Origin of the sequence: Desulfosporosinus shakirovi (assembly GCF_020595055.1) — a bacterium.
Taxonomy (GTDB): domain Bacteria; phylum Bacillota; class Desulfitobacteriia; order Desulfitobacteriales; family Desulfitobacteriaceae; genus Desulfosporosinus; species Desulfosporosinus shakirovi.
Genome location: NZ_JAJDOO010000026.1, coordinates 20,930 through 46,053 on the forward strand (window position 1 = coordinate 20,930; position 25,124 = coordinate 46,053).

The 25,124-nt window shown below is 40.7% G+C and carries 18 protein-coding genes, 1 pseudogene and 1 riboswitch; of the genes and pseudogenes, 17 read left to right on the forward strand and 2 right to left on the reverse strand.

The window, feature by feature from the left end; genetic code table 11:
- The first annotated feature begins 176 nt into the window (after positions 1-176).
- The 10 genes from LJE72_RS18630 to LJE72_RS18675 all read left to right on the forward strand — a co-directional run bounded on the left by LJE72_RS18630 (position 177) and on the right by LJE72_RS18675 (position 12,036).
- Entirely contained in the window at positions 177-1,406 is a 1,230-nt protein-coding gene (locus LJE72_RS18630; protein WP_229249501.1) for a PucR family transcriptional regulator, read from the forward strand.
- A 215-nt stretch (positions 1,407-1,621) separates the two neighbouring features.
- A riboswitch (cyclic di-GMP riboswitch) is annotated at positions 1,622-1,706 on the forward strand.
- A 124-nt stretch (positions 1,707-1,830) separates the two neighbouring features.
- The gene (locus LJE72_RS18635; RefSeq protein WP_229249502.1) at positions 1,831-2,193 is read left to right on the forward strand and encodes a response regulator; all 363 of its coding nucleotides are present in this window, start codon (positions 1,831-1,833) and stop codon (positions 2,191-2,193) included.
- 32 nt (positions 2,194-2,225) lie between these two features.
- Positions 2,226-4,319, forward strand: a complete 2,094-nt coding sequence (locus LJE72_RS18640) for a chemotaxis protein CheA (protein ID WP_229249503.1) — start codon at positions 2,226-2,228, stop codon at positions 4,317-4,319.
- Positions 4,320-4,373: 54 nt separating this feature from the next.
- Positions 4,374-4,868, forward strand: coding sequence for a chemotaxis protein CheW (locus LJE72_RS18645; RefSeq protein ID WP_229249504.1), 495 nt, complete (start codon positions 4,374-4,376; stop codon positions 4,866-4,868).
- Between the two features lie 21 nt (positions 4,869-4,889).
- Positions 4,890-6,719 carry a methyl-accepting chemotaxis protein gene (locus LJE72_RS18650; RefSeq protein WP_229249505.1) on the forward strand — a complete coding sequence of 610 codons (1,830 nt, stop codon included), beginning with the start codon at positions 4,890-4,892 and terminating at the stop codon, positions 6,717-6,719.
- Positions 6,720-6,844: 125 nt separating this feature from the next.
- A complete protein-coding gene (locus tag LJE72_RS18655) occupies positions 6,845-7,660 on the forward strand; it encodes a CheR family methyltransferase (protein ID WP_229249506.1) in 816 nt (271 codons plus the stop codon).
- Positions 7,661-7,688: 28 nt separating this feature from the next.
- The gene (locus tag LJE72_RS18660) at positions 7,689-8,051 is read left to right on the forward strand and encodes a response regulator (RefSeq protein WP_229249507.1); all 363 of its coding nucleotides are present in this window, start codon (positions 7,689-7,691) and stop codon (positions 8,049-8,051) included.
- A 159-nt stretch (positions 8,052-8,210) separates the two neighbouring features.
- The gene (locus LJE72_RS18665; RefSeq protein WP_229249508.1) at positions 8,211-9,254 is read left to right on the forward strand and encodes an HD-GYP domain-containing protein; all 1,044 of its coding nucleotides are present in this window, start codon (positions 8,211-8,213) and stop codon (positions 9,252-9,254) included.
- A 409-nt stretch (positions 9,255-9,663) separates the two neighbouring features.
- On the forward strand, positions 9,664-10,341 hold the full coding sequence (locus LJE72_RS18670) for a response regulator transcription factor (RefSeq protein WP_229249509.1): 678 nt from the start codon (positions 9,664-9,666) through the stop codon (positions 10,339-10,341).
- A 3-nt stretch (positions 10,342-10,344) separates the two neighbouring features.
- Positions 10,345-12,036, forward strand: coding sequence for a sensor histidine kinase (locus LJE72_RS18675; protein WP_229249510.1), 1,692 nt, complete (start codon positions 10,345-10,347; stop codon positions 12,034-12,036).
- A 185-nt stretch (positions 12,037-12,221) separates the two neighbouring features.
- On the opposite strand, the gene LJE72_RS18680 is transcribed toward LJE72_RS18675, so the two are convergent.
- Positions 12,222-13,286: a DUF3231 family protein gene (locus LJE72_RS18680; RefSeq protein ID WP_229249511.1), complete on the reverse strand. Its 1,065-nt coding sequence runs from the start codon at positions 13,284-13,286 to the stop codon at positions 12,222-12,224.
- Between the two features lie 456 nt (positions 13,287-13,742).
- Between LJE72_RS18680 and LJE72_RS18685 the strand changes: the two genes are divergently transcribed.
- The 5 genes from LJE72_RS18685 to LJE72_RS18705 are packed head-to-tail and all read left to right on the forward strand — an operon-like array spanning position 13,743 to position 21,396.
- Positions 13,743-14,318, forward strand: coding sequence for a restriction endonuclease subunit S domain-containing protein (locus LJE72_RS18685; RefSeq protein WP_229249512.1), 576 nt, complete (start codon positions 13,743-13,745; stop codon positions 14,316-14,318).
- Positions 14,315-17,524, forward strand: coding sequence for a type I restriction endonuclease subunit R (locus LJE72_RS18690; RefSeq protein ID WP_229249513.1), 3,210 nt, complete (start codon positions 14,315-14,317; stop codon positions 17,522-17,524). Before LJE72_RS18685 ends, LJE72_RS18690 begins: the two co-directional genes overlap by 4 nt.
- Before the next feature lie 31 nt (positions 17,525-17,555).
- Positions 17,556-18,557 carry a RhuM family protein gene (gene rhuM, locus LJE72_RS18695; RefSeq protein ID WP_229249514.1) on the forward strand — a complete coding sequence of 334 codons (1,002 nt, stop codon included), beginning with the start codon at positions 17,556-17,558 and terminating at the stop codon, positions 18,555-18,557.
- Positions 18,554-19,786: a restriction endonuclease subunit S gene (locus tag LJE72_RS18700; protein WP_229249515.1), complete on the forward strand. Its 1,233-nt coding sequence runs from the start codon at positions 18,554-18,556 to the stop codon at positions 19,784-19,786. The genes rhuM and LJE72_RS18700 overlap by 4 nt, the downstream gene beginning before the upstream one ends.
- Before the next feature lie 14 nt (positions 19,787-19,800).
- The gene (locus tag LJE72_RS18705; RefSeq protein ID WP_229249516.1) at positions 19,801-21,396 is read left to right on the forward strand and encodes a type I restriction-modification system subunit M; all 1,596 of its coding nucleotides are present in this window, start codon (positions 19,801-19,803) and stop codon (positions 21,394-21,396) included.
- 876 nt (positions 21,397-22,272) lie between these two features.
- Here LJE72_RS18705 and LJE72_RS18710 read toward each other — a convergent pair.
- Positions 22,273-22,998, reverse strand: a complete 726-nt coding sequence (locus LJE72_RS18710) for a hypothetical protein (protein ID WP_229249517.1) — start codon at positions 22,996-22,998, stop codon at positions 22,273-22,275.
- 790 nt (positions 22,999-23,788) lie between these two features.
- Between LJE72_RS18710 and LJE72_RS18715 the strand changes: the two genes are divergently transcribed.
- Positions 23,789-23,956, forward strand: coding sequence for a hypothetical protein (locus tag LJE72_RS18715; RefSeq protein ID WP_229249518.1), 168 nt, complete (start codon positions 23,789-23,791; stop codon positions 23,954-23,956).
- A 765-nt stretch (positions 23,957-24,721) separates the two neighbouring features.
- Positions 24,722-24,968, forward strand: a pseudogene (locus LJE72_RS18720) (D-alanine-D-lactate ligase, vancomycin B-type resistance protein VanB); the annotation flags it as partial.
- Positions 24,969-25,124 lie beyond the last annotated feature (156 nt).

A 25,124-nucleotide genomic window follows, 5' to 3' on the forward strand; every position in this document is an offset into this window, starting at 1 on the left:
AGAAAAATGAGAGACACAGAATAGATCCTGAGCATGTTAATGGGATGGATTTAGACAAAAATGAACTTTACCAGGACTTCCAAGAATTCAGATTATTCAACCTTCGGTCCGCTATGTTGCTGTAGGATGGGTAAACAGATTTTTCCTAGGAGGGTTCCAAGAGAGGGCGGAAGAGAGTGAATCCGAAGGACGAAAGAAATAAGTTCTTCTACGGATTAATTTCTAGTTTGGCACAAGGAAAAGATATCCCCTATTTGACTCTGCTGCTGGCACAGGAAATGGGCGGTCCGGTGCTTGTAACCAATGGGGTAAATAGAGTTCTCGCCTTTCATGATCCAATCGGCACAGGACCTAAGGTTGGGGAATTTTTCCCTGTCCCAGTAAATCTTAATACGAGTCCTCCGAAACAAAATTCAAGAGATTTTGCGGAAATCGATCTTCACTATGGTCAATTTGAAGAAGAAGAACGCCTACTGAAGTATTGTTTCTTGCCGATCTATGTGAACAGTCGTGTGCTTGGTTACTTGATCGTGTTTGTTGAAGCCTGGGATCTTGAAGGTTCGAAGAAGGAATCCCTATGGTCAGCAAGCCTGGCATTTTCCTTGGCCCTAAAAAGTATATGGGAAAAAAGCAATGAGCATGAACTGTATCAGGATGAATTCATTCGTGACGTATTGTACAATGATTATGAATCAAAGACCAGTATCTATGAAAAAGCACATTTATGGGGTTGGAAGTTTCAGGGCCCCTTAGCAGTCGCTGTTGTTGAAATGGACCCAAGTAAACTAAAGATTGCTCGGGAGCTTGGCCCAAGACTTTTTAACCGGCAGATTCCTATTTATGCACTCATCAACGATCAAATGATTATAATCCTTTCTTTGGAGCACTTAAAAAAACCTACGGCGAGAGACAATCTTGATAAGTTTCTTTATGAATTCTTGAGACGGTTAGAAGGTTCAGGGATTAAGGCGGTTAAGTTGGGCGTGGGTTCCACGGTAGAAACGGTGACGGATCTTTACAAAAGTTATCAGGAAGCCAAAGTCGCTTTGGAACTGGGACGTATATTTAAAAAGGGTACAATTTGTCATTTTGAGGACATGAGAGTTCTCAAATTCGTTTTAACTCAACCTGCTCGAGAATTAAAGGATTTCTTTCAATCGAATCTAGGTGCACTTCTTTTGTATGATAAGGAAAAGGAAACTGACCTTATATCTACGCTGCAGACCTATTTTGATTGCCATTGTCAGGTTTCGAAATGTGCCAATACCCTTTACATACATGAAAATACCTTGCGAAACCGTTTGAAAATAGTCCAACAGGTTTGTGGCTGCGATTTGCGCCGAATCGATCATTTGTTGAATCTCTACATTGGGTTACACATTTATAAAATGGATGCCGAAGAGTGAAATTAAGTTGTTTCTCCACCTTCATGGTGGAATGTTAATGGGATTTTCCATAGGGAAGAGCCCTTTTTTTTGTGGTTTTCGACATAGGTGCCAGATAAATAGATAACGAATTAAGTAGGTTAGTAGGTTTTCTTTTAGTATATTAACCTAATTAAAGAGAATTTGGAGAATCAGTGAAGGGAGATTGCAATAGTTATAATTAAAAACTTCAAAACGATAGATAAAGGCAAACTTGGTGAAAGCCAAGGACGCAAAGCCATGGGTCTTCCATGTTAAGCTGAAGATAGCCGGGTTACCATGTATATTACTTTGCTATTAACAAAGCCTTTGTCGTCGCCATGCCTGTTTAGGATGGCGATTTCTTTATTCTTTTATACTAAAAAGCCCTAAGTAACACGGGATAGGATAGGAGAGGTGAAGTTAGATGAAGAAATTGCTTATTGTGGATGATGAAGCTTTCATGCGGCTTACCATTCGAAATATGATGAATCATTATGATATAGAAATCGTCGGAGAAGCTGCCAATGGAGTGATAGGCGTTGAAATGTATAAAGAATTTCGCCCTGATGTTGTGACCATGGATATTACCATGCCGGAAATGACGGGTATTGAGGCTCTCAAGAAAATTAAGGCCTTTGACCCTCAGGCAAAGGTGATCATGCTCTCGTCCTTGGGAGAGGAGGGGATGGTTATAGAAGCTATACGCAGTGGCGCAAAAACATTTATCGTTAAACCATTTAAAGAGAAGTTTTTCAATCAAATAATTTATGATGTGCTAGGTATTTAAAGTGAACTCCAAGTTAGAAGGGGGGGATTAAATTGTCGAACGGGTTTGTCAATGAACCTATGCTGGATCTCTTCATTTTTGAATCAATGCAACTGATTGAGCAAATGGAAAGCTTGATCATAGCTAATGAAAGGTCCGGCTTTTATACTTCCGACGCCATCAATGAGATCTTTAGAATAATGCATACCATCAAAGGATCCTCAGCAATGATGCTCTTTAACACTATCTCAACCTTGGCCCATTCTATGGAAGATCTCTTTTTTGTCCTGCGTGAGGACAAGCCCCAGAATGTTGACTATACGGATTTATCAGATTTAGTGTTTGAGGGGCTTGATTTCATCAAAGTGGAGATCCATAAAATTAGAAATGGAGATGAAGCAGACGGCAATCCTTCTGAATTAATTAATAGTTTGCGAGTCTTTCAAGCCTCGATCAAAGGTCAAGATTCCAGCCCCGAAGCAATGAATTTTGCGGGTCAAACAGACTCTCATGAAAATCCTTCCCCGGAGAAGCAACAATATTACATAAGTAAAGTTAGTAGGGAAACCACGTCCTTACAGAACACATTTCAGGCAACCCTTCGTTTCGAACCAGATTGTGGCATGGAAAACCTGCGAGCCTTTGGGGTGGTTAATGATCTGGGAGATCTTATGGAGGAGTATTACCATGTGCCGGAGGATCTCGATCATGAGGATAGTGCCCGAGCTATTGGTGAACAAGGATTTACACTATTTCTAAAAACAGATCGTTCCTGGGAAGAAATTCATAGAGTTCTGATTCAAACAATCTATTTAAAGGACCTTCAGTTAACCCAGGCGCAAAATAGTGATCTATTAAATAATCAAGACTTAGAAAGGAAAATTTTGCTGGAAGACAGCTCAGATAAAGTTTCTGATTCTTCGAATCGAGACCGGGTGACCAGGGACTTTGAAGGGAAAGAAATTCATTCTGCGGTAACCCAGCAGAGTATTATCAATGTTAGCGTCGCTAAATTAGACCAGCTGATGGATTTAGTGGGAGAAATGGTGATAGCCGAAGCCATGGTTATCCAGAACCCAGATTTAAACGGCCTGGAGTTGGACAACTTCCAAAAGGCTGCACGGCAGTTACGCAAAATCACAAGCGAGATGCAGGACATGGTCATGGCGATTCGCATGGTCCCTCTCACAGCGACCTTCCATAAAATGCACAGGATAGTACGAGATATGGGCAAAAAACTGGGTAAGGAAGTGCAACTTGAGATTATTGGTGAGGAGACGGAAGTTGACAAGAATATCATTGAGCATATCTCCGATCCGCTGATGCACCTGGTGCGGAATGCTCTTGACCATGGGATTGAATCCGCTGAAGACAGGCAGGCCAAAGGTAAGGTACAGGGCGGAACCATTTCTTTGGAAGCAAAAAACGCCGGAAGTGATGTCCTTGTTATTGTAAAAGATGATGGAAAGGGATTGAGTAAGGATAGGATTCTGAAGAAGGCCAGGGAGAATGGATTGCTCTATAAGTCTGAAGGTGATATGACAGACAAGGAAATTTTCAATCTTATCTTCCTTCCGGGTTTCTCCACCAAAGATAGTGTCTCCGAATTCTCCGGACGGGGTGTGGGGATGGATGTGGTCACGAAGAACATTGAGACTGTAGGAGGGTCGGTTTCCATAGCTAGCACTTTGGACAAAGGAACGACGATCACCTTGGCAATTCCCCTGACTCTGGCAATCATAGATGGGATGAATATCAAGGTGGGAAACTCCCGTTATACCATACCCATTATCTCGATTAAGGAGTCTTTCAGACCAAAAGAAGAAGACATAATCACTGACCCAGATAGTCATGAAATGATTATGGTAAGAGGTCGGTGCTACCCGATCTTGCGTCTGCACGAGCTATATGGAGTTAAGACTGAGATTATTGACTTTGTCGATGGAATCATCATTATGGTCGAACATGACAAGAAATCCCTTTGTGTCTTTGCAGACGAACTTTTAGGTCAGCAGCAAGTCGTGGTAAAGGCTTTGCCTGAATATATACAGAGATTAAAAAAGATAAGCGGACTGACCGGATGTACACTGTTAGGAGATGGAAGCATCAGCCTAATCCTAGATACTGCAGGGTTAATAAGTTTATAAGGATCTTGGCGTCCTTTTAATAATTAGTGGTATAGATGGAAAGGGGATGAAGACATGGCTGACGTTATTGAAAATACTATGGAATTGGAGGAAGATACTCAAACAGGTAGATTTTTAACCTTTTCACTGGGCCGGGAAAGCTATGGTATTGAAATCAAATACGTAACAGAAATCATAGGTATCCAGGCTATCACAGAAATCCCTGAACTCCCCGAATATGTCAAGGGCATAATTAATCTGAGAGGCAAGATCATCCCTGTCATGGATGTCAGGCTTCGTTTCAAAAAAGAGGCCAGAGAGTATAACGATAGGACCTGCGTGATTGTGGTGGACATCAAGGATGTGTCCATAGGACTTATTGTGGACAGTGTTTCAGAGGTGCTTACAATTCCGGAACAAGGGATTGTTGAACCTCCAAAAATGAATAAAGGCTTCAATAATAGGTATATCAAAAATATTGGCAAAGTGGGGAACGATGTGAAGCTGCTGCTGGATTGTGAAAAGCTGCTGACAGAAGATGAACTGGAAGATTTAAGTGAAGTACAATAATTTTGAGGAGGAATTTCTTATATGAAATGGTTTTATAATTTAAGGCTTGCGGCGAAGTTAATAATTAGCTTCATACTTGTTGCAATTTTGGCTGGCGTTGTTGGTGTTGTTGGTATTGTCAACATAAAGAGTACTGTTACAAATTATACAGACTTATTTGATCAGTATGGGAAGCCATTAAGTTCCCTTGGAGATGCAATGTCAAATTTTCAAAGAACGCGTGGTAACTTAAGAGATTTGATGTTAGAAGAAGATCGCAGCAAATATATAGATAATATTAAGAACTATGATGAGAATGTAGATATTAGTTTAACGGAAATTGAGAAAACCATTAATACCGACGCGACAAGGTCTGAATTTAATGATATGAAGTCAAATTTGGTCAAATATAGGGCTATTGAAGATAAAATTATTCAAAGTGCTGTCGCAGGCCGTATAGACGAGGCACATGCCCTTTTTCGCGGGGATGCTCAAACATTAGCAACATCCATTGATAATTCTCTAAATAAGCTGCAAGAGATCAAAGTGACTAACGGAAATCAGAAGTCAGACGATTATTCGGCCACGGCCGATAGAACAGTAATCATAATGATCGTCGTTGTTGCGACGGCAATGATAGTTGCAATTATACTTGGTATCTTCATATCCCGTATCATAAGCAAGCCAGTTACTAAAATGGTTGAGGCAGCTGATAAGCTCGCAATTGGGGATGTCAATGTAAATGTTGAGGCAGACACTACGGATGAAATCGGTAGCCTGGCAGAATCCTTTGACAGGATGATAGCTAATATCCGTGGTCAGGCTTTGGCTGCTGAAAGGATAGCCTCGGGTGACCTGACTGTCGAGGTTGATGTTAAATCAGACAACGACCTGCTCGGTAAAAAGTTGTCTGAAATGGTGCTCAATAATAATGAAATCCTATCGAACATCGCCTCTGCTTCAGAACAGGTGGCAGCAGGATCGAAACAGGTATCAGATTCAAGTATTGCCCTTTCACAAGGAGCTACTGAGCAGGCAAGTTCCATCGAAGAGCTGACGGCATCTCTTGAAGAAATATCCTCCCAGACAAAGCTAAATGCCCAGAATGCCAATCAGGCTAACGAACTGTCGGAAAACGCCAAGGTAAACGCTGTAGAGGGTAATGCTCAAATGAAGGAAATGCTCAAAGCTATGGAAGAAATCAATGATTCTTCGGCAAATATTTCTAAAATTATCAAGGTTATTGATGAAATCGCCTTCCAAACTAATATCCTGGCTCTCAACGCTGCAGTCGAAGCTGCCAGGGCAGGTCAGCATGGTAAGGGTTTTGCTGTGGTAGCAGAGGAAGTAAGAAACCTTGCCGCACGTTCTGCAAACGCAGCCAAAGAAACGACAGATATGATCGAAGGTTCCATCAAGAAGGTTGAGGGAGGTACTAAGATCGCCAGAGAGACTGCCGAGGCTCTCATTAAAATAGTCACCGGCATAGAAAAGGTTGCCTACCTTGTCAATGACATTGCGGTTGCTTCCAATGAGCAGGCTACAGGCATTGGACAGATTAATCAGGGAATCATGCAGGTATCTGAGGTTGTGCAAACTAATTCCGCTACTTCCGAAGAAAGTGCGGCTGCAAGTGAAGAACTTTCCAGCCAGGCTGGACTTTTAAAAGAAATGGTTAGCAAATTTAAACTTAGACAGACTACAAAAACCTCTGGCAAGTTCGATGAATTAAGTCCGGAACTATTAGAAATGCTGGAGAGTATGTCCAAAAATAAAAACCGAAATTCAAGCCCTATGCAAGAGGCCTATGCCGAGGCGGCTGCAACAAAGACGAAGATTGTCTTAAGCGACAAGGAATTCGGTAAGTATTAACAAGTAGTTCCGTTGAACCGGCGCAAAGGTTTTCGTTCAGTATGCGGATGTGTTTCAGGCACACAAGAAATGGTATGGAGTGAGCCGCAAGGTGCGCTCCATACCATTGAAAGGCAGGTGACTCTATGCTTACAATGACCAATCAAGAATTTAGTCAATTGGCGGCTTACATAAAAGCAAATTACGGAATTAATTTGAAAGAGGAAAAGCGAGCTCTGGTAACCGGTCGGCTTCATCATGTGCTTATCCAAAACAACTTCAGAAACTTCTCGGAGTATTATGAGCACATTCTTACGGATAAAACCGGAAATGGGGCAGCTACCCTAATCAACAAAATCACGACCAACCATACCTTCTTCATGAGGGAAACCGACCATTTCGAATATTGCAAAGCTCAAGTGCTTCCTTACCTGGCCAACCAAGTCAAGGCAAAGGATTTGAGGATTTGGAGTGCTGGGTGTTCCTCCGGGGAAGAGCCATATACCCTGGCCATGGTTATCGATGAATTCTTCGGGAAAGAAAGACTATTGTGGGATGCCAAAGTATTGGCGACGGATATTTCAAGCAGAGTGCTTGAAGAGGCAAAAAAAGGTGTCTATAAAAATGCGGAGATAGCTACCCTTCCTGCTCAGTGGCGGCTCAACTATTTTAGGAAAATTGACAATGAAAAATCTGTCCTTGTCGATAGGATAAGGAATGAAGTGATATATAGAAAATTCAATCTCATGGACAGTTCCTTCCCCTTCAAGCGTAAGTTCCATGTGATATTTTGCCGGAATGTGATGATCTACTTTGATGCCCAAACAAAATGGGAATTGGTTAATAAATTTTTCGACTTATTGGAGTATGGAGGTTACCTGTTTATCGGACACTCAGAATCACTTAACCGTGAAGAATCAAAGTTTAAGTACATCATGCCTGCAGTATATAGGAAGGAATAAAAAACAAATTGAAAGAGGCGAAGGTTAAATGAAGAAATTATTAATTGTCGATGATGCGGCTTTCATGCGACTTTCCATTCGAAATATGATGAATAATTATGATATAGAAATAGTAGGGGAAGCTGCCAACGGGTTAATGGGCGTTGAAATGTATAAAGAATTACACCCTGATGTTGTGACCATGGATATTACCATGCCAGAGATGTCCGGTATCGAAGCACTCAAAGCCATCAAGGCTCATGATCCTCAAGCTAAAGTAATCATGGTATCAGCCATGGGGCAGGAGGGAATGGTCAAAGAGGCTATCATAAATGGAGCAAAAACCTTTGTGGTTAAACCGTTTAAGGAAGAGTTTCTATATCAAACCATTAGTAAAGTGTTAGGTCTTTAAAGTGATTTTAGTCTGCTAAGCCAATTGAGACAATATTCAATGGAGCATACCCAATACAGCTGTGGTATGTATACCCTTGTTATTTGAGAATGAATCACAAATTGAGATTAACCTATCATTTGTCGAAGATATATCTTAAGGAAAGCTGTTGGTGAAGCGATGGATAGTATAAGAATGCAGGTTTCCCAGTGTAAGGTTGGAACTATTCTTGCTGAAGATGTAAAAACCTATCATCGTATCACTTTGGTTGTCAAAGATTCAGTTTTGAATCAATATATCCTAGATCGCTTAGTTGATTATGGACTTACCCATGTTTGGGTTTATACTTCGGATGCATTAGTACCGAAGGAAGAAACTAATAGAGAGAAAGAACTAATCCAGACAAGTTATGCAGAAGCCGCTCAAGTCCTTAAACAGGTTCTGCGAGAACTATCCTTAGGTAAGAAATTAAACTATACCCAGATTACACAACTTTCAAAGTTAGTGCTCGGAAACATTACGAATCGTGTCAATGTTATTAAGTACCTAAATAATATTAAAGACAAAGACGAGTACACTTATACTCACTGTGTCAATGTTGCTTTTTATGCCATGCTCATAGCCAAATGGCTTAATTTATCAAATGGGGAAATTGAGGAAGTCATACAAGTTGGGTTGCTGCATGATATTGGAAAAGTCTTCGTGCCTGATGAGATCTTAAATAAACAAGGAAAATTGTCAGAAGAAGAATTCGATGTCATGAAAAATCACGTGCTACTGGGATACTATAGCATCAAGGAATTGATGGACATTAGTCCATTGATTAAAGAAGGTGTGCTTTCACACCATGAGAGGTCGGATGGTTCAGGTTATCCCTATGGTTTACGTGAAAATGAAATCCATTTATTTGCTAAAATTATTGCTATTGCGGATGTCTATGATGCTATGACTCAGGATAGAGTCTACAAAAAAGGGGTAAATCCTTTTGAGGCCTTTGAAATGTTCCAAACCCTCGGCATGGGTATATTCGATATTGAAGTATTAACTGTCTTTCTTAAAAATTTAGCCATGAACTTAACGGGTTTGAATGTGATTTTGGAGAACGGTGAGAGGGCTGAAATTGTGTATGTTCCTCCATATGAGATCACTAAACCAGTGCTTAGGACAGGAACAACCTTTATTGACATGACCCAGTCGAAGACTAAAATATTGAGCATCTTTTAGGCAAAAAATAGGTGATATCGTCCAAATCCAAAGCACGATGTTGAAAGCATGACCAGAGTGGAATTGCAACAGGCTGTCAAGGACAGAGACCAGGCTATTCAGGAGAAGAAATCCCTCCAAACATAAAGTCAAATGGTGTGGCTTTAATTCTGTTTACGCTCAGATTAGGATTCCGCAGTGATCGATCTCATGCTGAATGATCTGCGCAGCATAGCCGGCAAAATACAATGCAGACGCTGCAAATCCAACTTCATTTATTCCGTCAATATAATAGGGTGAAATTTGAGGGGGGTATCCCCTCTTTTGTTATTATTTATGGTTAAGGAAGGTATTTGCACACCATAAAAAGTTTTTCAAGGATACAGAAAAGATAGATTGGTGTGCTAACCTATACTTGGAGGCGAAAAAAATGGCTTTTGAATTTTTATTGGTTGAAGATGATCCAGAGATTAGAGAAATCATCACAGACTATTTTATGGAGAAAAGCGAGGGGACTTTTAAGATAGATTCTGCCGAGTCAGGGAAGGAAGGTCAGCAAAAATGTCTCGACCAGGACTATGATTTAGTTCTGCTGGATGTCATGCTGCCGGAGGTGGACGGATTTACAATTTGCCGGGAGGTTAGAAAAAGGAGTAATGTGCCTATTATTTTTATCACGGCCAGGCACCAGGAGCAGGATAGATTGTATGGGTATAATCTGGGCTGTGATGATTACATAGTTAAACCTTTTTCCCTCCCAGAGCTTTATGCCAAGGTTACGGCTCTGATTAGACGGGCCAAAGGCACGGTGAGAAACGAAGTAATGACAGCGGGGAGGATAAGCTTGAATCCCTACCGTTATACGGTTATGGTCAAGGACACAGAGGTATTCCTGGCCCCCATGGAATTTGCCGTTCTAAAAATACTCATGGAGAATTGCGGTCGGTTAGTGAGCCGGGAAAGCCTGCTCATCCGAATTTGGGGATATGATTTTGAAGGGAATGACAGAGTGGTGGACAACCATGTAAAAAAATTGCGGAAGGCCTTAGGGGATGCCTCAAAGCAAGTTAAAACCGTGATCAAGAGAGGGTACAAATTGGAGGGGTAGACATTGAAACGGAACAAAATTAAGCGGACAATCTATATCCGCATTTTTGGTGCTTTATTTGCCACCTACCTGGTGCTTATGACAGGCTTTAGCCTATTCCTGATAGCTCAGGAAAAGAAAGAGGGGGGCTGGGAACTCCGCACCTTAGCCTTACAGGTCAATAATACCATCAGTGGTATACTGCAGGATAATCTTGACAGTAACAATCAGCTTGCGGATATGGGCAAGCTTAAAAAGGAATTAGTGGGAAAGCCTTTTTTCGGCTATTTAGGGACGGAAGTCGCCATATTCTCAGGGGATTATCGTCTGATTTTCAATACCAATGACAACTGGTTATGCAGCTATACAGAGTATCGTGAAGGAAGTAAAAATTATATAGGCAATGGATCTTTAAACCCCAAGGATTGGTTCAAGGAAAAAGAAATTAACGAGCTGGAAAATTACTTGAATGCCAATCCCAAGGCGGAAAAGGCTGGTGATCTTTCCGGGTATTCCCTTCATTTGGAGGGGTTCTGGGTGGATAATGAAATGATTATTCCTGACAAAATAAGTGTTGTGACCATGTATGCAGAAACCTTTGATGAAGAGGGAAGTGTAAGGTCAAGCGGTGGAACCCATTTAAATGACATAGTCTATACTTCAGGTTATGAAAACACCAAAAACTTGCCCTATTTTGAACATGGTCAAATCCAGCCTGTTAATGAGGGTTTCCAGGATAAGGAGCAAGCAATCAATCTGCGTAATTTGGTGTCGGATCAAGAAAAATTAAAGGAGGCTGTTAAACAGCCGGGGATTGTCTTATGTGAAAGGGTTAATTGGCTGACCTATCGCTATTACTTGCCCCAGCCATACCAGAATACTGTAAAAGTAACCGATGACCAGAACAATTACAGTGAATTCTGGACAGTTTTTGCCCGTGATGTGAATCTCTGGGATAAATGTGCCGGGACTTTGATTTTCGTATGGGTCAGCTGCTGGATAACCTTCGTTATGGCAGGCCTTATACTTGCAGCCCAGACTTATAAGACTTACCAAAAGAGGGAAGAGCTTGAAAGATTTCGCAAGGAAACAACCAATGCTTTAGCCCATGATTTGAAAACCCCTTTAAGTATTATTTCCGGGTATGCCCAGAATCTTATGGAAAATGTCCAGACAGAGAAACGGGAGCACTATGCGGCTGGTATCCGGACTAATGTCAATCGGATGGATAAGATAATCCGGGAAATGCTGGAGTTATCAAGATTAGAGTCTGATTTATTACCAATAAAATTTGAGGAGGTATCTCTTGGTGAAGTGTGTGCTGAAATAATTGAACGTTACAAGCAAGTAAGTGCTGAAAAATCCATCCTGACCCTCCTGGAAGGGGATGCAGTGATCAAAGCTGATCATTCTTTACTGGCCAGAGTGGTTGACAATTTTTTTGTCAATGCCCTTGACAGCACACCTGATGGAGGAACTATTCGGATAAGTATAGCTGACAATAGATTTGAATTTTATAATAGCGGCAGCTATATCCCTGAAGAGAAGCTGAGGGAAATTTGGCAGCCCTATAGAAAAGCGGATGCATCACGCGGCAATACAAAGGGCACAGGCCTTGGTCTAGCTATTTCCCGTACAATTCTGGAACTATATCACTTTTCCTATGGGGCTCAAAATGGCGATGATGGGGTAATATTCTGGTTCGAATTTGTTTAAATTAACAAAGCATCTGCTGGATAAAGGAATGTTTTTCCCAAGGAACCAAAGAGCATGAATCCAAGTCAAGGTATGGGATTCATGCCCTTTGGTTCTGGAGAGGGAAGCTTGCACCCTATTCCCTTATACCTTTCCGAGGAGGATAGCCCTTGATTTTAGTAGACTTCTCGGGGGGGATTGAATATTTAATGAGTTAATTTCGCACGATTAATAGTTTGTGGTACTTGTTCCAACCAACCATTCTCAACCATTATGTCTACTCCATCCTTGTCAAATTCCAAAATCTCTAAGGTGAGACGGGTAAAGTCCGTAATAATATCTTTCCTTGAACTACCAGTCAGTCCAATTCCATAAGCTAAAATTATACGTGCCATAGCTATTGTTGTATGAAATACCATAAGTCTGTCACTGTAAGGAGATTGTGTTGAGTCTGTAATGAGGTCATTAAGAATTTTAGGTTTAGGTAAATCATCGTTTTCTAATAAAGAGCCCAATACTTCTAATTGTTTATCGGCTATTGTTATCCCATGGTTGAGGAAATTTCTTACTTGATTGGATTTTGTAACTTGGGCAAAACCTTGTTTTAGAGCTCTCATTCCGATCTTGAAATCCATGATATTGAAAATATTACTAATCTCGATTGCGTTCAGAGGTCTAACGCTTTTTGAGAAAAATGAGCCATAGTAGGTTTTATCATGGACAAATTCTATGCGATCAGGAAGTTCAATATTAGGTGACTTGGCGAAAAGCCCCTTCTCTAAGAGGACTTGATCCACTTTTTGAATAACGTCTCTTGATTTTCCGATAGCTTCAAAAAATAAGCTTTTAATATCGGTGCGGGAAGAATCACTAAAAGCTAAAGTATGATTAGCTAAAATATATTTTGTCATAAGTTTTGTATACCTAACCGAAAATTCTTCAGCAAACAAGGGTGGAGCATTTATATCAACATCTTTTTCGCCAAAACCCTTTGGAACAGGGTGATGGATGGCATTGAATATTCCCTCCATAGCGCTTATATTTTGGCTGGCTACATCTAGAGCGAGTTGTAAAACCTTATGAAAAGCTGGGTCCAGGGATCTTGCGACCATATGTTTTAGCATGGTCACAGACATACATTCGGCCATATACGTTACCCAAAGATGACTTATTTCTGAGGATGTTGCATGAATGTTAGCTAAATTGTGGTGTGTAGCTTCAATCGGAATAGGCTGGGGTTGGTTTTGATTTAATTGCTGCAAATTGTCCATAATATTACCTCCTGTTGATTTATAGACTTAGGTTACCTTTGGATGTCCATAATTATTTTGGTAAGATTTACCAAAACTGAAAAGGGAAAGAACAGCGTTTTGTATTGCCGGTGGTGGTAGATTGACACGGCATCATTTTATCTCCTCAAGGCATGTGGAGTGCGCGTTAGCCATTGGATGTATAGATAACATTCAATGGCTTTTATATTAGAGAACATATTCAGAAATTGATATGCGTTGTGCCATGCCAGTTCTTGGGAGAAACCGTATTCACTCAATGCGGTAGAGGAATCAAAATAGCCGAGAAAATACCTGACACCAGAAAAGGTTGATGCAACCAAAGATCTTTAAAGAATTTTCAATGTATTTTTTAATACTAACTAACCAATGCTTGCATTTTCAAAATGATTTGATAGACTGTAACAGAAATGTAATTTAAGAAAGGCACGAATTTTCATGAAAAGATTAGAGGACGTGGTCGAGCTGGTGAGTGGTTCGCCGCAATTTAGGATTAAAGAAGTGTTTGATGATAAAGCGCCACTTTACATCTATTATGGACAATCCGATCTGGAAGAAGATTTGGTTGGCCTGGATTCTAATCGTCGTGACAGCAAACAAGTGCGAACCTTTGACAAGGTAAATACCCTTTGTCCAGGTGACGTGGTTTTCAGTTTGATCTCGGGAAAATCCACTCTGGTTGGTGTGAATCATCAGAGGTATCTGTACACGCAAAACTACGTTAAGTTAGTAACTGACGAAAAGGTTGCTGCGAAATATCTTGTTTACTTACTTAATGAAGATCAATCCATTAAGAAACAGGTTCAAATGGGCTTGCAGGGTTCTCAAGTTCTAAAATACACGCTGAAACAAGTGAAAGAACTTGAATTGCCGGATTTGCCGGCCATAGAAACACAGCGACTGATCGGTGAACTTTATTTCAACCAATTGCGGCTGGAAGCCTTAAGAAATAGAGCGGCAAATTCAGAAACCATCATCGTATTGGAAAAGCTTAGGGAGGCGAGCAGGAAATGAAGGAGAAGGAATTTGAAACAGAACTCATTCAGTACATGACCAGTGGCACAATCGCCAAACCGGAGCATCTGGAAGGCATCGGCGACTTTATGGCCAAAGATGCAAAGGCTGATTATGTAGTGAAAACCAAACTGTGGAACTATGAACCCAATATTAAAACAACAGCACAACTCTGGGATAACTTTAAGGCGATCTTGGAACAACACAATCAAAACACCCTTGACCATCCTTTAAGTGCTGTGGAATTTAATCAAGTGAAGAAAATCATCTCGGACCTTCGGACACCTTACGAAGCGGGGCAGTTCTTGTATGGCTTAAATGGTGTGTCCCAAATCGAGATTGATTTAGATGATGGACGTCATGTCTTCCTGACGGTTTTTGATCAAAAGCAAATCGGGGCCGGGGATACGGTTTATCAAGTGGTCAATCAAATTTATCGACCGGCAGTTATCACTGGAAAACAAAAGTGCTATTTTGACACGACCCTCTTGATTAATGGTCTGCCCATCATTCAAATTGAGGAAAAGCGTGACACACGTAATGTCAATGACGCCCTCAATCAAATGCACCAATATGCCAATGAAAATCAGTATCGTGATATTTTCTCTACGCTGCAGATTTTGGTGGCCATCACGCCCAACAATGTGAAGTATATGGCCAATACTACGCCGGATAAATTCAATAAGGACTTCGCCTTTAACTGGCAGCGCAAGAGTGACAATACCATCGTGCGCAACTGGAAGGAATTTGCGGATTCCATGCTTTCCATCCCCATGGCCCATCAAATGGCCACCAACTACATGATTTTGGACGGAACAAAGAATAAACAAATGTTAAAGGTGATGCGTCCTTATCAGGTGTATGCGACCCAAAAGGTGATCGAGAGCTTAAAAGGTGTCGATTTTGAATTCGGTATGAATAAGGTTGGTTATATCTGGCACACAACCGGCTCGGGAAAAACCATTACCAGTTTTAAAACCGCCTGGCTGGCCAGCCGTATGCCTAAAGTGGACAAGGTTGTCTTTGTGGTGGATAGAATCGCTTTAACCAAGCAAACCATGGAAAACTACCAAGCCTATGATCCGGATGCTGCAGAAGACACTTGGGGCAGCGTTCAAAACACAGACAACACGACGGATTTGAGCCGTAAGCTCAAAAGTAAAGACAATAACATCATTGTGACTTCCGTGCAAAAGTTGGATACGTTGGTGAAACGCAAAACTTTTAAAGCCCCGGATAAGAACATCGTATTTATCGTGGATGAAGCCCACCGTTCAACCGGCGGCGACTCATTTAAGGCAATTCAAAAAGCTTTTAAGAAATCCGCTTGGGTGGGTTATACCGGAACCCCTATGTTTGATGAAACAACCAGCGGGCTGCGCACAGAAGAAATTTTTGGCCCCCTATTACACGCTTATACCATTCGTGAAGCCATTGCGGACCGCAATGTTTTGGGCTTCAAAGTGGACTTTGAGACAACCATTGATGAAAAACAAATGAAAGAAAACTATCTTCCTGGGTTTTACCGGGAGCGCCATCCTAAATGGAGGGAAGAGCAAATTCAAGAGAAAATCAACCATCTCACTCAAGAGGATATGGATGATGCCATTGAACCCAGTTTCTACGATGAAAATCCGGATCACATCAAGTTGGTCGTGGAAGACATTTTCAAAAATTGGCGTAATCGTTCCAATGGAGGCAAATATAATGCGTTATTTACCACTCACGTAGGTGGCGGTAAGGCAAGTACGCCCATGGCCATGATGTATTTTCACGAGTTTCAGCGTCTTAACGAAGAACATAAGCAGAAGGGCGGGCAGACCTTAAAAGTCGCCGTTACCTTCAGTCAAAATACATCGAATAATGATAGCATGTTAGCCGCAAATCAAGGCTTGCACGAGGCCATGAAAGCGTATAATGCTGAATTCGGCACAGCTTTTGGGATGGAGGATGTTTCAGGCTACACTCAAGACGTGACTTCACGGTTAAATAAATCAGCTACGGACGGGAAATCCCTGGATTTGGTGATTGTGGTGGACCAACTATTGACCGGTTTTGACGCGCCGGAACTGAACACCCTTTATGTGGATAGAACCCTGAAAGGTGCCGGGTTAATTCAAGCTTATTCCAGAACGAATCGTATTGCGGATATGCAAGAGAAACCATGGGGACGTGTGGTCAATTACCGCTGGCCTGCGCAAAACGAGAAGTTGATGAATAAAGCCCTGGCTGTTTATGCCAATAAAGACTCAGCCATTTTGTCTGTTGATGAACAGCGTAAGTCTAACCAAAAGGATGGTATTATCGCTAAACCATTTGAAGATGTATTAAATGAAGTGAAAGAAGTAGTTGGGAAATTGAGCAGCATGACGACTGGATTTCAACAGCTGCCACCCTCTGAAAAACAAAAGGACCATATGCTTGAACTGCTCCGTGAATATAACAGAGGCATGGCAAAATTAAAGCAATATGATCCCGATGAAGTTGAGGGTGAAAACGTCGGATTTAACTATGATAATCCGGATGAACTAGTAGAAAGGCTGGGGATGACTTCAGAGCAGGAAGTCATGTTGACAACGGTCTTAACCAATGAACTCAAGTCCCACATTGTCAAAGAGAAAAAAATCCCTCTTTATCAAATCGAACTGCGGATGACCCACGTGAAGGATGTTAAAGTAGATTATGATTATCTTACGGAGCTGGTAGAACAATTATTGAACCAAGTTCACGAAGGCAAAAATGAAAAAGCCAAAGAGACCCAAGAGAAAATCAACCAATTTGCCAATGGGCTGGATGACCGCAACTATGCTACGAAGATTATCAATGCGGCTGTGGCCATCGTCAAAGGTTACTTCCCGCCTGCAGGTTCCGGCTTCAAGTATCCTGCGCGGCTAAGTGACAGTGAACAAATCATCCGGCAGGCGAACAATGTTAGCCTGGATCGCATGTTTCTTGACTTCCGGGTGAAGTGGGGAATCACGGATATTATCACCAGTGCGGGGATGCGTGAGCTGTTCAGCCGTCATCGCTACGGTTTGCAGGATTTGGATGATACCGGGCAAATCCGCGACATTATCTCTCAAGCAAGTTCCGGTTATCAGACCCTTGCCCATGCTAAAGATATACAGGCCTTACCTAAAATGAAATACCGGAACGGTTTGCGTGAAGCAATTTACCAATTAGCGGATGAATTGGCGGAAAGTTAAACCGGTCGAAGGAATTGCAGGGGAGGGTATAATGAAGGAAATACAGTTTTTAATGTATGACGCCGCTGAAAAAGTGGAGGTCCTTGTTCAAGATGAAACGATTTGGGCAACCCAAAAGACGATTGCAGAATTGTTCGATGTTGGCATTCCAGCCATTAGCAAACACTTGAAAAATATCTTCCAGTCTGGAGAATTGGATGAAAAAGTGGTGGTTTCCATTTTGGAAAATACCACTCAACATGGCGCAATGGAAGGGAAGACACAGACGAACTCTGTTAAATACTACAACTTGGATGCGATTATCTCCATTGGCTATCGTGTGAATTCCCAAAAGGCAACGAAGTTTCGTATATGGGCCACGGATGTCTTAAAAGAATACATCCAAAAAGGCTTCAAGATTGATGTGGAACGGATGAAACAGGGAAAAGCTGTTTTTGGCAAGGATTACTTCCGTGAGTTGCTTGAAACCGTTCGTTCCATTCGCGCCAGTGAGCGGAGGATATGGCAGCAGATCACAGATGTCTTTGCGGAAATTTCATTCGATTATGATAAGAACTCAGATATTACCAAGAAGTTTTATGCGACAGTACAAAACAAGTTTCATTACGCGATTGCAGGGAAAACAGCTGCTGAAATTGTTTATGACAGTGCCGATAAAGACAAAGAGCATATGGGGCTTACTTCTTGGCAGAATTCACCTGACGGACGAATCTTACAGACAGATGTTGTGGTTGCAAAGAATTATCTCTCCCAAAAAGAAATTCGCAGCCTGGAGCGTAACGTATCAGCCTACTTTGACTATGTAGAGCGTCTGCTTGAAGGTGAAACCTTATTGGGAATGCAGGACTTTGCGGTAAGTATTGATGAATTCTTGAAATTCAGCCGCTATGAGATCTTGGAGGGGCATGGGTACATTTCGCAGAGTGCAGCTACGAAAAAGGCGATTGGTGAATATAAAGAATTCGACAAGCATCAAAAAATTGTTTCTGATTTCGATAGGGAAGTTAAGAAACTACAGGGAGAGCAGAAATGAGCGAAAGCAAAGAAAAGGTGCCCAAGATAAGGTTCCCGGGATTCACTGATGCGTGGGAACAGCGTGCATTAGGTAAAATGGGCGATACATTCACTGGACTGTCAGGCAAAGCTAAGGAAGATTTTGGACATGGTGATGCTAAATTTGTCACTTATGTTAATGTCTTTAGTAATGCAATCTCTAACCCTAATGGTGTGGAAAGTGTTGAGATTGATGATAAACAAAAACAAGTTAAGTATGGTGATGTGTTCTTTACAACGTCATCTGAAACACCTGAAGAAGTTGGAATGTCGTCTGTATGGCTTGAAAATACTAAGAATGTGTACCTAAATAGTTTTTGTTTTGGTTACAGACCAACAGTAGAATTTGATCCGTATTATTTAGCATTCATGTTACGCTCATCATTAATTCGGGAGAAATTTATGTTCTTGGCCCAAGGTGTTTCGCGATACAACATATCTAAGAACAAGGTGATGGAGATGAAAGTTCCAGTTCCCAAACTTAACGAACAACGTAAAGTGGGTGCGTTCTTCGCTTGCCTTGACCACCTCATCACCCTTCATCAGCGTAAGCTAAATAACCTAAAAAATTTGAAGGCTGGGTTGTTTCAAAAAATGTTTCCGAAAAATGGCGAGGATTTTCCAGAAGTTCGTTTCCCCGGATTTACTGACGCTTGGGAACAGCGGAAGCTGGGGGAAATATACACAGAGAGGAAAGAACGAGGATACGATTCGTTACAGATCCTTTCCGTTTCCATCCATCATGGTGTTTCAAACGAAGAATTAGATAGTGATAATTTAGGGAAGAAAGTGCGCAGAAGCGAAGATAAGTCTCTATATAAACAGGTTCATTTCGGTGATCTCGTTCTTAACATGATGCGTGCGTGGCAAGGGGCAATTGGAGTTGTAAAGTCAGAAGGGATGGTAAGTCCTGCATATATTACAGCTATTCCCAGTGCAGAGCTTTACCCTCTGTTTATGGATTATTGTTTACGCCGGGATGAAGCAATTATTCAGATGGACAATCTCTCTTATGGAGTCACCGACTTCAGAAAAAGACTATATTGGGACTCGTTTATTAACGTTTTGTGTCGCATACCTTCTGTGCCTGAGCAGGAGAGAATTACGGCCTTTTTCACCAACCTCGACCACCTCATCACTCTTCACCAGCGTAAGCTGAAACACTTGCAAGAACAGAAGAAAGCATTACAGCAACAAATGTTTGTCTAGGAGGAAAACACAACATGAGTAACATACAAACCATTACAGCAAAGCTGTGGGCGATGGCCAACGAGCTGCGTGGCAACATGGATGCCTCAGAATACAAGAACTACATTTTGGCCTTTATGTTTTACCGTTATCTGTCCGAACATCAGGAACAGTATTTAGTGGACAATAATGTTCTTGATGTGGCCGATGGCGAATCCATCAATAAAGCCTATTTAGAACAAGCCAAGGTTGACGATTTGAATGACTACTTAGAAGATATTTCTTCAAGTTTAGGCTATGCCATTGCCCCCCTTGATACTTGGGAATCTTTAGTTCAGAAAATTGATAACAGCATGGTGGTTCCAAGTGATTATCAAACGATTTTTGATAACTTCAATAAGAACGCCGAATTAAACAAAGAAGCCGTAAAAGATTTCCGTGGTGTGTTTAACGACATCAACCTGGGCGACTCCCGTCTTGGTTCCTCGACCAATGAACGGGCGAAATCACTGAACCGTATTGTCAAGCTGGTTAATGGTATTGATTACAAAGGTGAAGATGGCAAAGATATTCTTGGCGCAATCTATGAATATCTAATCGGTCAGTTTGCCGCCAGTGCAGGCAAAAAAGGCGGGGAGTTCTACACACCTCATGAAGTTTCTAAGATTTTGGCTAAAGTCGTAACGGATGGGTTAGAAGAATCGGATCATACGTTTTCGGTGTATGACCCGACTTGTGGCTCCGGGTCATTGCTGTTAACCGTTCAAGATGAGTTGCCTGGCGGCGATAAGCCAGGGGGGATCAAATTCTTTGGTCAGGAAAAGAATACGACAACCTACAACCTAGCTCGTATGAACCTGATGATGCATGGCGTTTCATTTAACAACATGACTCTGTCTAATGCCGATACCCTTGAAAGGGATTGGCCCGACGGACCGGATGCCAAGGGTATTGACCACCCGCGCTCTTTTGATGCCGTGGTTGCCAATCCTCCTTATTCTGCTCATTGGGACAATAGCGAAACAAAACTAAAAGATCCACGTTTTAGCGAATATGGTAGGCTCGCTCCGAGAACTAAGGCAGATTATGCCTTCATTTTACACAGTTTATATCACCTGAATGATAGGGGAGCAATGGCCATTGTCTTGCCCCATGGTGTCTTGTTCCGCGGTGCGGCAGAAGGTGCCATTCGTCAAACCATCATTGAGAAAAACTACCTAGATACAGTGATAGGGTTACCTGCCAACTTGTTTTACGGTGTAGGAATTCCAACCACGATTTTAGTATTCAAGAAAAATCGTAAAACAAAAGATATCTTGTTTATCGATGCCAGCAACGAATTTGAAAAAGGTAAGAATCAAAATAAACTTACTCATGAAAACATCAATAAGATTATTGCAACTTACAAAAATCGTGTGAATGTTGATAAATACGCTCACGTGGCATTACTTGAAGAAATCAAAGAAAACGAGTTTAACTTAAATATTTCTCGCTATGTAGATACGTCTGAAGAAGAACAAGCCATTGATCTTGATGAAGTGAATAAGCAGCTAGAGCAAGATAAACAAGAAATCGCGGAGCTGGAAGCTAAGATCAATGAACAGTTGAGAATTTTGGGAATTAATGTCTAGGAATTGATTGGAAGGGTCAAGGATATTGTTTCTTGACGCAAAGAGCTAAAAGCACGATGCGTTTTTGTAGATGCCGCCAAGGGGATAACAGCTTCGGGGGCATCTTATTCAAGGTTGGCCATTACCGATGTTCAACAAGAATATAATGAGGTTATAAACAAACTTTCCGTTTAATACCATATATTTTGCTCCTGGTGACAGCTACGCTGGTAATACCCCTACATGGGCGCAATACTCAGCTTATCTTAAGTGTTGCTGCCGTTTCTACTCCCTCTCTCCTTGATGTTATAATTAATAGGTATACTAAATGTAATTGTATACCTAGGTATACCACGGTATTATTAAGTGTTTAAGGTATACTTAAAGTGAGTGAAATTTAAAGCGCATGGGTCTATGATCAAGCCAAACAACATTTTTACTTTAATACTGATTTGGAAAAACACTTCACCGAAAATCTAATAAACAATTCCGTTCTTTCTAAAAAACTGTAAAAAACGTTATTTTTTACAGTTATGACATATTACTCAACGATAACTCACAGCGATTAATATTGATTTAAAAAACTTGGGTAAACTGTTAGTTAAACTAGCGCATGAATGTGGCAGGTTAATGATATATCACGAACCCTAGTCTAACATAGCACCAAGGTGTTTAGGTAGCCAATTAGGGCTTTTGCAAGCCCGCTTCAAACGCCTTTAGGTGCCAAGCTATGGGTGATTGACTACGTGCTTATGCAACACTACTGAACCCTTACTTCAAATCTTTCAATTTAAGCTCTGAGCAAAGAGAACTCAGAGCTTAAATCACAAACTTGCCGCCTACTTAGGGAATGGGATTACCTAATAGTCACTAAAAATGTTTAAAAATTTTATTGCATTAGTTAATATAGCTAGTATTATATTTATTAGTACCTGTTATTAAATTATGACCAATCCTAATACCACCCAAACCTTTAATGCCTATATAATTCCCGATATCATATTTATAATCAAGTACCAATTTAGAACTGCTAGTTGAGGGATTTTCTACTGAAGTCTCTAATTTAATAATATCATCTATTGCATAATAAATGGTTCCTGCTTGGGCGGTAACCATTGTGATATCTGCTCCTCCCGCTGCCTCTGTCCAATATTTTGTTGTACCATTTTTATAATATTTTCCAGAACATGTGTATCTCACTACAGGTCCGTCATTAAATACTTCAGAATTTTGAGCAACAGTTAGAATACCATTAGCCATAGGAGTAATTTCATAAGGAGTTATACCAATAGAAGATAATTCTTCATTAGTAGGATTATTTTTATCGATTACAATCATTTTAGGTATTCTCTTTGCTTCATTTAGCGCATCTTCTAAATTGCCCACTGTAACATCTCCAAATGACTTATCATCTATATCTTCTCTAAGTGCACTTCTATCTAAACCGTAGTAATCGAGAATTTTATAAATATTATCTTTTGTAATTAGGGTATCTTTTGTAAAAGCTGACTCTTTAATACTATTACAGTTTTCTGCATTATTTGTTGAGGCAAATGCTGAACAAGTTATTGAGAAAGTCATAACTACAGCTAAAATTAAACAACTAAAAATCCTTTTTTTCATAATATACCCATTCCTTTCGCTTCGCTCAAGGCACAAAACGTTATGAAATATATTGGCTTTGAGCTACTTTTATACTATTCTTCAGCCATTGGGATAACAGTTAACTACAAATCACGATTGACGGCCTATTCTGCAACTAATTATTACTTTTTAGGAGAACCCCGTGATAATGGATTTAAAATTATTTTCACCTCCTCGTATAATAGACTCAGGGATAAGCCTACCCTATCTCAATAATTAAACATAAGTTCAAGATATTCTTTGTTGGTTTTTGGTAAATAATGTATAATTATGAAAATATTGAAGAGTAATTAATCCCCCCACCTAAGTGAAGACATTAAAGATTTTATTGACAGCGGCTGGGCGATCTAACAGAAAACAGAAAGGATTAGTTATCGGCCAGGTGCCGCCCATCTGGGTGATGCGGTCGACGGGCAGAGGAAAAATTAAAAAAAGGAGATTACTTCTCTTTTTTGTATATGGCAAAAAAATAGAGCACTTTGGAAGCTGAAAACTGAGCATAGTAAACGCCAAACTGTACCCACCTTGTTTAATTACCCAATTTATGGGGCAATCTTCTTCAAACATATAAAGGGGAGAATTTTCAATGCCCCAAGCAGAAAAGCGCATAGAATGGGAGTCCCGAGTGGACGCACAAGGCTAGGGGACAGAGCGCAACGGCATGGTGTGCAGCCCATGACTTACTGAGCAAAAAACTGGAAAAACCATTGCCAACACCCCAGCTTTACCTTACCCTTTAGTTGTCGAGGCTAAAAGGGGGTAAGAAAGGATGTTAACAATGGCTCAAGTACAGAATATCAAATTTTTAAGGGATCATAAAGGGTTATCCTTACGGTCCGTAGCTAAAGAAACCGGACATTATTACAAAACAGTTAAGAAGTATGTGGAAAAGACGATTTTAACCTCCAGTTACGAGAAAAGCAACACTGAAAGGTAAGCTTGATCCTTATAAACATCTAATTGATCAGTGATTAAAGAATGATATGTTAGATAAAATCCCGGGACGTCTTTTAGAAACGTAAGCCCTATGGCTAAAGCTAAATTTAGCGCCGGTATACAGGAGAAAAGTAAGTAAGCAGAAAAGCACGGATAGTAAGCAAGGTCCTCCTAGAATAAAGAGGGCAACCCCGTAAAAAAAGACACTGAAAAGCTGATGGATACATTTTGCCTAATCCGAAAAACCGAGAAAAAATCGCCAACTTTGTTGTTCATACTAGACAATCACAATCCAGGAATATTCGTAAAGGTTGTGAAAGTCGGGCTTGGTCTTGTTATTTTTTCTCACAAGGAATGCACTAGCTTTCACACAAACCTATATAGGTTTGATTAGGTAACCGGGGTAGAACCCCCAGTAAACCCGTTTTTCTGAAAATATATTGAGGTGCAAAATTTGCCAAGCTTTAACCTTGATAAATGCCGAAACACTCCCTATTTTTTTTTTGCTATTTTCCATATATTTTGAAGGAAACCAGATACATTTAGTCTAAATCGATATATTATTCTTGTAATAATTCCCGTAAATAATATTAAAAAAATTGATAATTTTAAAGCTTCAATATCCATAGTTTTAATACACCACTTTGCAAAAATTCTAATTATTTTAAAGAAAACTACAGATCATATTATACTAACAAAATCTGGCTTTGTCAAAAGGTGTAACTTACCTCAGTAGTGTTGCATAAAGCAAGGTAAGCGTAAAAGTGTGTCGGCAGAGGCGCGCTTGCTCATTCAGGAGACAGCAAAAGCCGTCTATCGCGCCTTGGGATGTAGGGGACTTGCACGGGTGGATATAGTTCCTGAAGGAAGATGAAAAAGTAATCCTTAACGAGGTTAATACGTTGCCCGGTGTGACCTCATGCAGCCGTTATCCGAGAGTGATGGCAGCCGTAGGGCTAACCTATGCCGAAGTGATCGACTGGATTGTGGCCTTGACATTGACAGGAAAATAATGCTTCAGATTTAAGGTTAAGGGACAGTTTGCTATAGAGCAGACTGTCCTTAAATTCTCTATAAATTCAGCAAATTTATTCTTAAACACCTTGCTATTGATAAACTTGATATTTATATTTGGTTGTGAAAGACTATCAGTAGCACGATATTCAGAA

Excerpts from the sequence above, each read along its gene's own strand:
- LJE72_RS18670 (WP_229249509.1), top strand. The coding sequence starts at position 9,664 with ATGGCTTTTGAATTTTTATTGGTTGAAGATGATCCAGAGATTAGAGAA.
- LJE72_RS18690 (WP_229249513.1), top strand. The coding sequence starts at position 14,315 with ATGAAGGAGAAGGAATTTGAAACAGAACTCATTCAGTACATGACCAGT.
- LJE72_RS18650 (WP_229249505.1), top strand. The coding sequence starts at position 4,890 with ATGAAATGGTTTTATAATTTAAGGCTTGCGGCGAAGTTAATAATTAGC.
- LJE72_RS18665 (WP_229249508.1), top strand. The coding sequence starts at position 8,211 with ATGGATAGTATAAGAATGCAGGTTTCCCAGTGTAAGGTTGGAACTATT.
- LJE72_RS18700 (WP_229249515.1), top strand. The coding sequence starts at position 18,554 with ATGAGCGAAAGCAAAGAAAAGGTGCCCAAGATAAGGTTCCCGGGATTC.
- rhuM (WP_229249514.1), top strand. The coding sequence starts at position 17,556 with ATGAAGGAAATACAGTTTTTAATGTATGACGCCGCTGAAAAAGTGGAG.
- LJE72_RS18685 (WP_229249512.1), top strand. The coding sequence starts at position 13,743 with ATGAAAAGATTAGAGGACGTGGTCGAGCTGGTGAGTGGTTCGCCGCAA.
- LJE72_RS18710 (WP_229249517.1), bottom strand. The coding sequence starts at position 22,998 with ATGAAAAAAAGGATTTTTAGTTGTTTAATTTTAGCTGTAGTTATGACT.
- LJE72_RS18680 (WP_229249511.1), bottom strand. The coding sequence starts at position 13,286 with ATGGACAATTTGCAGCAATTAAATCAAAACCAACCCCAGCCTATTCCG.
- LJE72_RS18715 (WP_229249518.1), top strand. The coding sequence starts at position 23,789 with ATGTTAACAATGGCTCAAGTACAGAATATCAAATTTTTAAGGGATCAT.
- LJE72_RS18655 (WP_229249506.1), top strand. The coding sequence starts at position 6,845 with ATGCTTACAATGACCAATCAAGAATTTAGTCAATTGGCGGCTTACATA.
- LJE72_RS18705 (WP_229249516.1), top strand. The coding sequence starts at position 19,801 with ATGAGTAACATACAAACCATTACAGCAAAGCTGTGGGCGATGGCCAAC.
- LJE72_RS18635 (WP_229249502.1), top strand. The coding sequence starts at position 1,831 with ATGAAGAAATTGCTTATTGTGGATGATGAAGCTTTCATGCGGCTTACC.
- LJE72_RS18645 (WP_229249504.1), top strand. The coding sequence starts at position 4,374 with ATGGCTGACGTTATTGAAAATACTATGGAATTGGAGGAAGATACTCAA.
- LJE72_RS18660 (WP_229249507.1), top strand. The coding sequence starts at position 7,689 with ATGAAGAAATTATTAATTGTCGATGATGCGGCTTTCATGCGACTTTCC.